Source organism: Halomonas sp., from assembly GCF_033549285.1.
Classification (GTDB): Bacteria; Pseudomonadota; Gammaproteobacteria; order Pseudomonadales; family Halomonadaceae; genus Halomonas.
In genome coordinates this window covers 1-7926 of record NZ_JAWSUJ010000134.1, presented here as the reverse complement: position 1 = coordinate 7926, position 7926 = coordinate 1, and the positions used below count along the sequence as shown (strand labels likewise).

Below are 7926 nucleotides of genomic sequence, written 5' to 3'. Positions count from 1 at the left end.
CTGAGTGCCTGTGGTTCGCTTCCGGTACCGTCAGGCACGACAGCACCGGACCGGGAGCTTTCGCTGCAGGCAGCTCCATGCCTGTACCCTTGCCCTTCGGGGGAGAAGGACGGGCCTCCCAGGTTCCTGGGAAACCCTTGTATGAACATGCCCTGCTCTCTGACACCGGTGGCTCCTTTCCGCTAAGCCATTTCAGCGGGTCGGTGTTGCCTTCCACGTCAGGCAGAATGTCGGCAGCCACGATTCCAACATTTCGGTGCTCAATCACACGGCCTGCTCACTCACTGTCTACGCTTCACAACGGCGGTTGCCCGACGCTGCGCAAGACTCGCTACCGGCTGGTGGCTACCCTTGGCCGGGTGGGACTTACACCCACTGGGTTTCATTTCGCTGTTTAGGCCACGCCTCCCTGTGTGGATTCCCCAGCGACCAGGCTTTGCCTGGCGCACGCCTGAATATTGCACCGGGCCGGCCAGACGCTCCCAGATCTCAGGCTCGGTGAGGACGATGGCACTCCGAGCTTGAGATTGGCTATTTCTTGATCAATTTTCTGCGCTCAGGACGCACTGCCCCCAACCCCCATGTCTTTTCTGTGCCGGGGACAGCACGCCGTGGCGCTATCCCGGCACCAGTTTGCTGGCCAGCTTCAGGAAGAGGTCCTGCTCCGGGTACTGGCTGTTCAACATCAACCGGATCGTGCGCGTGTTGCGGGTGATGACGGTGCCGATCTTCAGCAGCTTCAGGCGGAGGGTGTTGACCTGTGCCTGGGCGAAGGCGGTGCGCTTGAGGTAGATCCGGCGTAGTCGCTCCAGCAGCAGGTAGGCCAACCCCGACAGCAGCAGTCGGTACTGGTTGGGCCACCATTCGTGGCAGCTGGTGCGGTCGGAGAACAGGAACTGCTGCTCCTTGATACGGTTCTCCATCTCGCCCCGGGCGCAGTAGCGGTGGTCATAGAGCCACTCGGCGCTGCAGCCGCGCAGGCTGGTGACCACATAGCGGGTGTTGAAGCCACGCCGGCTGGTCTCGGACTTGACGATGACCTTTCGTCGACGCTCTTTCCAGCTCTTGGCAGCGTACTCGATGAAGCCGAAGACACGCTCTTTCTCCCAGCTCTTCTCGAAGCGGATGGCCGACGTGTAGTCGATGTCCAGAGCCAGCTTGGCCAAGCGCTTGTTGCCGGCGAGGCCGATGATGTAATCGACGCCGTGACGGTCGCACCAATTAAGGATCAGCGGACGGCAGAAGCCGCTGTCGCCTCGGAAGACGATCTTCACCTCTGGCCACTCCTGGCGCAGCCGCCGGACCAACAGGGAGAGGATGGCACCGGCGTGGTGAGCGGCATCCAGCGAGGCCGGACGCAAGTAGCTGACCAGCAGCTGGTCGCCACAGAACACGAACAGCGGCAGGAAGATGTAGTGGTTGTAGTAGCCGTTGAAGTGCCGCCCGAGCTGCTGGCCATGCACCCGATCGTCGGTGGCATCGAAGTCGAGGTAGAGCGGCTTCTTGGGTGGCCGCCGGAACGAGCGGATGAACTGCTCGATCATCTCCTCGTGGATGGTGATCGCCCAGTCCCGGTCGGCTTGCTGCTCGAAGCGGCACAAGGTGGACTGACTGGCCAGCACGCCATCGGTATCGACGGCGGTCTGCAGGGCGATGTCGTGACGCAGGGCCTGGTGGTCATTGAGATCCTCATAGCCCAGCGCCAGGCCGAACACCCGCTGCCGGACCAGGGTTTCGGTGCGATGCAGGCAGCGCTGAGCGTCGCGCTCGTCGCTGAGCCGGCGAGCGACAGCACGGGTCAGGCCCATCTCGCGATCGAGCTGCCTCAGCAGCAGGATACCACCGTCGGAAGAGACATCACCGCCATCGAAACGGGCGATGACCTGACGGCCTTTGCAGCGTGGAAAGGAGGCGGACGGCGTGGTACATTTTGTCATGGCGGCTGAGGCGGTTGGTTCTGGTGTAGGAGCTTGAATCATAACCGATTTTCAGCCGCCTTTTTCATGTCCGGTGAAATATCCGGGCTAGAAGAGGTGGCCGTGGAAAGGCCAGGCGGCGAGTTCAAGCTCCCTTTGAACCGGATACAATTTTACACATTCGGATACACGGAATAAAGCGAATTGCGCCTTGTGGAAGGCGACGATGGTCGAAGGCTCAGGGAGAGGATCAAGCGTCCAGCATCGCCAGCGTATGCGCCCGCTGCTGATTCACGGCGTCATCGAGAATGACCAATAGCGTGTCATAATCCTCCAGCATCTCGGTCTCCATGCCGGTGGCCTCGAAGCGCTCAAGGGTGTGCTGGGTATCGTCGATGACCGCTTGAAGCTCATCAATGAATTGCTGATGGTCATCCACCGTCATGCGACCTCCAGAAGCAAGAAACCGGCCCCACGATGGGAGCCGGTTCTTTGATCCACCGAGGGGGAAGAAAGCCTTCCCCAAGGATCTGTCTCAGGGGCTTAGCCCAGCAGAGACAGCACGGACTGTGGAGTCTGGTTGGCCTGCGCCAGCACGGAAGTACCGGCCTGCTGCAGGATATTGGCACGAGTCATGTTAGACACTTCCTTGGCATAGTCGGCGTCTTCGATGCGCGAACGGGCAGCAGAGATATTAACTTCAGTGGTACTAAGGTTCTGAATAACAGACTCAAAACGATTCATTGCGGCACCCAGAGTTCCACGCTGAGTATCTACCGCAGTAATAGCAGCATCAATATCTGCCAAGGTCCCCACGCCACCGGTAATATCGTGTGTTCCAATGTTCCATCCAGCCGGATCATTAATAACGATATCACGAGTTTGCCCATCTTCAGAGCCAACTTGGAAGCTGAAGGTAGCTCCAGCAGAGAGAATTTTCGTTCCGTTGAAGTCCGTATCAGTAGAGATCTTTCCAATCTCTGCCAAACGCTCGTCCACCTCAGCCTGAATAGAGGTAAGATCCGATGCGCTATTGGTCCCATTGAGAGCCTGAACAGTCAGTTCGCGGACACGCTGGAGGTTACTGTTAACCTCATTAAGTGCGCCTTCAGCAGTCTGAGCCAGGGAGATACCATCATTGGCATTACGCTGTGCCTGGGCCAGCCCGTTGATCTGAGAGGTCATGCGGTTGGCGATGGCCTGACCGGCGGCATCATCCTTGGCACTGTTGATACGCAGGCCGGAAGAGAGACGCTCTTGGGCGGTCTGCAGAGCATTCTGAGACTTGTTCAGGTTGTTCTGACCAATCAAGGCGGTGATGTTGGTATTGATCACGGACATGGTGATGTTCCTTCCAATCAGTTGAGGGCTCCATTGGCAACCCCCGCATTGGCTTCGGGGCCTGCCGCAACGGCGCCGTTGGCCGTTACTCTCTATAACGGCAGCTTGACGGCGAGCTTTAGGGTCAGATGGAAAAATCTTGCTTAAAGTCCGCCATGGCACCCTCCTGCGTGGCCTGGCACAGATCATGGCGACTTCACTGACACCTGATGCGACGAAGGAGCCTTGCCGTAAAGCGCAACGGGCCTGGCTAAGCCGGGCCCGTTGGAGGGATGGTGTAGGGTAGCAGGGGTTACTTCTGCCCCTGTGACATCTGCGAGCTGATCATATCAAGCTGCTGCCCCAGGTAGGCGCTGGTGGCATTCATCCGGGACATCATGGCGTCTAGCTGGCCGAACTGCTTGCGGTAACGCTCCACGGTGCGCTCGATGCTGGTCTCCATCCGCTCGTAGCGGTTATCCAGGCTGCTGACACGGGTCTCGGCGCTGTTCACCGAGTTCTGGATCATGCCATCGTTGCCCAGGATCTGGCCCAGGGTCTGGTCCAGGCGTCCCGCCATGCCACCCGCCTCATCGGCACCGGCGAAGAACTCGGCCAAGGCCTGCGGGGTCTCGGCAATCACCGCGTCCAGCTTGGCTTCGTCAAGCTCCAGGCGACCTCTCTCGTTTAGCTGGATGCCTACCTGGGACATGATCTCCAGCGCACCACCGGCCACGCTTTCCGTGAGGTTGCGACTCAACCGTGACTCGATAGTGCGCACGGTGCGATCACCCACCAGCTCACCGGCGGTTTCGGCATCACCGGTCACGTTGGTCATGCGCCCCACGGTCGACTTCATCTCGTTGTAGGCGGAGACGAACCCCTGCACGGCCTCCTTCAGCGATTCATCATCCTGCTCCACCACCACGGCGAGCGTCTTACCCTCGGCGGCGCTGTCCAGCTCGAGGGTGATGCCCTGAATAGCACCCTCCACGGTGTTAGAAGCGCTGGTAATGGCTATCCCGTTAATCTCCAGGGAGGCGTTTTGCCCGGACTGGCGGGTGGTGGCGTCTTCAGCCAAGGCGGTATTGCCAAAGGTCATGTTCTTGATGCCGGCATCGAAACCCGACTCTGTGGAGTTGAGTACCAGCCGGTAGCCATTCGCGCTGCCGTCATTGATGATCGAAGCACTCACTCCAGCATCCGGATCGGCATTGATCGCATCACGAACCTGGTCGAGGGACCAGCCCTCTTCCAGGACGATATCGACATCGGCCTTGCCCTCGAAACTCAGCGTCAGGGTGTCGCCTCCCGCGCCCACAAGCGGATCGCTGCTGTTGGCCACGCCCTGGGACGCCAGACTCCCGGCACGTGCAATCTGCGTGACCTCCACCTCATAGCGCCCGGCGCTGGCCTGGTCATTGGCCGTGGCCGTCATACCCTCCCCCTCCACACGGGTGGAAAGGCTGCTGTATAGCGAGGCATCGTTTAGTTTGGCAACAGCCTCCTGCAGCTTGTCGAGACCCGACTGAAGACGCCCAAAGGCGGAGATCTTGGCCTGTTCCTCGGTCTTCTGGGCGGTGATGGGCTGCAGTTTCTGGCGCTCGGCCGAGCGCAGCTGGTCCAACAGGCCGCTGAGGTCGAGGCCTGAACCGACGCCGAGGGATGAGATGCTTGCCATGGGAGGCTCCTTTGAGCGACTGAAGCGATATCGTAAAGCATATCGGCGGCGTTCCGGGGAACTTTAGGCCGAGTGGAGCTTGCTCAAGTCGCGGCGCGTCGCGCCGATAGTCCTGACTTCACGCAACAAGCGCCAAGTTGCTGTTTTTGTTCACCCTGCTGCCACCCCCCCCAAGGAGCTCGACCTTGCCCAGCACCGAGACCATCACCGCCCACGAGCTGCTCTACGATCTGGTGCCCAAGCTCAAGGCCACCGAGACCACGGTGAGCGACACCCTGACCGCGCGCCTGATGATGACCACCGACCCGGAGGTGCGCGAACGCCTCAAGACCTTCAAGGCGGAGTTCGAGCTGGAGCGCACCATGATACGCATGAACCTGGAGCACCTGCTGCGCCGCCACGCCGAGGCGGTGGAGGCGGAGCGCCGCGGCAGCGACGGCGAGAGCCGCCATACCCTGCCGCTGGACGAGCACGAGGCCACTGCCGTAGCCCGGGTGCGCCAGCTCTACCGCCGCGCCCAGGAGCTAAAGCGCTGACACTGAGACCGCACCCCATAGCGATACAATTCTTGTACAAGACGGCAGCCAGGGCTAAGCTTTGGCCCAATGCTTTACAAGAACATTACGCTATAAGGGTCGCCGTCCATGCTTAGCTCTCTGATCTCCCTGCTCCCCTCGCCGCTACCTGCGTCACGCTCCGCGACGCAACGAAGCCGCCGTCCCCTCGAGGTGGCCCTGCACCGGCACACGGCGACGGTGACCTTCACGCCCGAGGGGCTTATCACCGAGGCGAGCCCGCTGTTCCTGGCGGCGGTGGGCTACCGGGAGGGCGAGGTGAAGGGCCAGCACCACCGCCTGTTCTGTTCGCCGGAGGAGGCGCAGAGCGAGGCGTACCGTGAGTTCTGGGCGGCGCTGGCCCGGGGCGAGCATCGCGCCGGCACCTTTCGGCGGATCGGCAAGGCGGGCCGGGAGGTCTGGATCGAGGCGACCTATCTGCCGGTGACCGACCGCGCCGGCCGGCGCGTCACCCATGTGGTCAAGATCGCCAACGACATCACCGAGAAGCACAAGGCGATGCTGTCCCAGGCGGCGATGGTCGAGGCGCTGGGGCGTTCCATGGCGGTGATCGAGTTCACCCCGGAGGGCGAGATCCTGACCGCTAACGACAACTTCCTGGCCGCCACCGGCTACACCCTGGCGGAGGTTCAGGGCCGCCACCATCGCCTGTTCTGCCGCGAGGCCTTCTACCGCGACAACCCGGACTTCTGGGAGCGCCTGGCCCAGGGCGAGTTCAGGCGCGGCAAGTTCGAGCGAGTCACCGCCACGGGCGAGCCGCTGTGGCTGGAGGCCACCTACAACCCGGTGATGGATGCCGGCGGTCGGGTGGTGAGCGTGGTGAAGTTCGCCGCGGACGTGACCCGCGACGTGCAGGCCGCCGAAGCGACCCGCGCCGCGGTGCTCTCGGCCCAGGAGACCTCCACCCAGACCGAGCAGATCGCCAGCAACGGCATGGCACGCCTGGGCGACGTGGTGCAGGAGTGCGTGGCCTCGGTGGAGGAGATGGGCCAGGCCCGCGAGATTGTCCAGCGGCTGGTGGCGCAGGCCCAGCATATCAACGGCATCACCGAAGAGATCGCGCGCATCGCCGAGCAGACCAACCTGCTGTCGCTCAACGCCACCATTGAGGCGGCCCATGCCGGCGAGCATGGCCGTGGCTTCGCGGTGGTAGCCGGCGAGGTCCGCCAGCTCGCCCACCGCTCGGGCGAGGCAGTGCGCCAGATCGGCGGCCTGCTCAACACCAACGACACCATGGTGGCCCAGGCCAGCGAGCAGATGCGCTCGGCGGTGACCAAGAGCGAGCAGATCCAGGGCTATGTGACCGAGATCGAAGACATCGTCAGCGAGATCCAGCTCGGCGCCCGCAACGTCACCGCCTCGGTGGACCGGCTCACCGCCGAGCAGGGTGCGGAGTAAGGCTCACGCCGCTCAGGCGGGCTCTGCCACCCACGGCCGGTTCGCCTCACGACTCACTCGCGGCGCTGCCTGGCCAGCCCCGCCCTCCGCCTCACCGATGGTAAAGCTGCCCACCGCCTCGGCCAGCAGGTCGGCCTGCTCCTTGAGCTGCTCGGCGGCGACGGTGGACTCCTCCACCAGGGCGGCGTTCTGCTGGGTCACGCGGTCGAGGTCGGCCACCGCCAGGTTGACCTGACCAATGCCGTCGCTCTGCTCGCCGGTGGCGGCGCTGATCTCGCCGAGCACCTCGGCGACGCGGGCCACCCGCTCCACCAGCGCCTGCAGGGTGTCGCCGGTCTGGCGCACCAGGTCGGTGCCGCCCGCCACCTTCTCCTCGGAGCGGTCGATCAGCGCACGGATCTCGCGGGAGGCGTCGGCGCTGCGGGTGGCGAGCTGACGCACCTCGCCGGCCACCACCGCGAAGCCGCGGCCCGCCTCGCCGGCCCGGGCGGCCTCCACCGAGGCGTTGAGCGCCAGCAGGTTGGTCTGAAAGGCGATGCCGTCCATCACCTTGACGATGGCGGCGATCTGCCCGGAGGCGTCACGGATCTCCTCCATGGTGGCGACCACCTGCTGCATCTCCTCGCCGCTCCGGCCGGCCACCTCGGCGGCGGACTGGGAGAGGCCGTTGGCCTCGCGGGCGGAGTCGGCGGTGTGGCCCACGGTGCTGCTGATCTGTTCGATGGAGGCGGAGGACTCCTGCAGGCTGGCGGCGGCGCTCTCGGTGCGCCGCGAGAGGTCCTGGTTGCCGTGGGTGATCTCGCCGGCGGCCAGGCGCACCTGCTGGCTGCTGTCGCGGATGGTGCGCATCACCCCCTCCATGCGCGACACGAAACGGTTGAAGGCGGCGGCGATCTGGGCCACCTCGTCGCGCCCCGACTCGGGTAGGCGGCGGGTGAGATCGGCGTGGCCGCTGGCGATGTCGGCCATGGCGTCGCGGGCGGCCAGCAGGCGCCGGAAGGCGAGGCGCAGCAGCGCCCCCAGCAGCAGCACCGCC

Annotated in this window: 7 protein-coding genes; 2 read left to right on the top strand and 5 right to left on the bottom strand. The window is 63.5% G+C overall.

The window, feature by feature from the left end:
* Positions 1 to 617: 617 nt before the first annotated feature.
* The 4 genes from SCI24_RS19685 to fliD form a co-directional block, all read right to left on the bottom strand.
* Positions 618 to 1937, bottom strand: coding sequence for an IS1380 family transposase (locus tag SCI24_RS19685; protein WP_318726994.1), 1320 nt, complete (start codon positions 1935 to 1937; stop codon positions 618 to 620).
* Between the two features lie 229 nt (positions 1938 to 2166).
* Positions 2167 to 2361 (bottom strand): hypothetical protein, encoded by a 195-nt coding sequence (locus SCI24_RS19680; RefSeq protein WP_318726993.1) that lies wholly within the window; start codon positions 2359 to 2361, stop codon positions 2167 to 2169.
* A 98-nt stretch (positions 2362 to 2459) separates the two neighbouring features.
* Entirely contained in the window at positions 2460 to 3257 is a 798-nt protein-coding gene (locus SCI24_RS19675) for a flagellin (RefSeq protein WP_318726992.1), read from the bottom strand.
* A gap of 292 nt (positions 3258 to 3549) precedes the next feature.
* Positions 3550 to 4917 (bottom strand): flagellar filament capping protein FliD, encoded by a 1368-nt coding sequence (gene fliD / locus SCI24_RS19670; RefSeq protein WP_318726991.1) that lies wholly within the window; start codon positions 4915 to 4917, stop codon positions 3550 to 3552.
* A 185-nt stretch (positions 4918 to 5102) separates the two neighbouring features.
* Between fliD and SCI24_RS19665 the strand changes: the two genes are divergently transcribed.
* Positions 5103 to 5453, top strand: a complete 351-nt coding sequence (locus tag SCI24_RS19665; protein ID WP_318726990.1) for a hypothetical protein — start codon at positions 5103 to 5105, stop codon at positions 5451 to 5453.
* A 108-nt stretch (positions 5454 to 5561) separates the two neighbouring features.
* Positions 5562 to 6890, top strand: a complete 1329-nt coding sequence (locus SCI24_RS19660; protein WP_318726989.1) for a PAS domain S-box protein — start codon at positions 5562 to 5564, stop codon at positions 6888 to 6890.
* A 12-nt stretch (positions 6891 to 6902) separates the two neighbouring features.
* Here SCI24_RS19660 and SCI24_RS19655 read toward each other — a convergent pair.
* A partial coding sequence (locus SCI24_RS19655) for a methyl-accepting chemotaxis protein (protein ID WP_318726988.1) occupies positions 6903 to 7926 on the bottom strand: 1024 nt, incomplete at its 5' end.

Coding starts and splice junctions, on each gene's coding strand:
- SCI24_RS19685 (WP_318726994.1), bottom strand. CDS start 1,937: ATGACAAAATGTACCACGCCGTCCGCCTCCTTTCCACGCTGCAAAGGC.
- SCI24_RS19680 (WP_318726993.1), bottom strand. CDS start 2,361: ATGACGGTGGATGACCATCAGCAATTCATTGATGAGCTTCAAGCGGTC.
- SCI24_RS19675 (WP_318726992.1), bottom strand. CDS start 3,257: ATGTCCGTGATCAATACCAACATCACCGCCTTGATTGGTCAGAACAAC.
- fliD (WP_318726991.1), bottom strand. CDS start 4,917: ATGGCAAGCATCTCATCCCTCGGCGTCGGTTCAGGCCTCGACCTCAGC.
- SCI24_RS19660 (WP_318726989.1), top strand. CDS start 5,562: ATGCTTAGCTCTCTGATCTCCCTGCTCCCCTCGCCGCTACCTGCGTCA.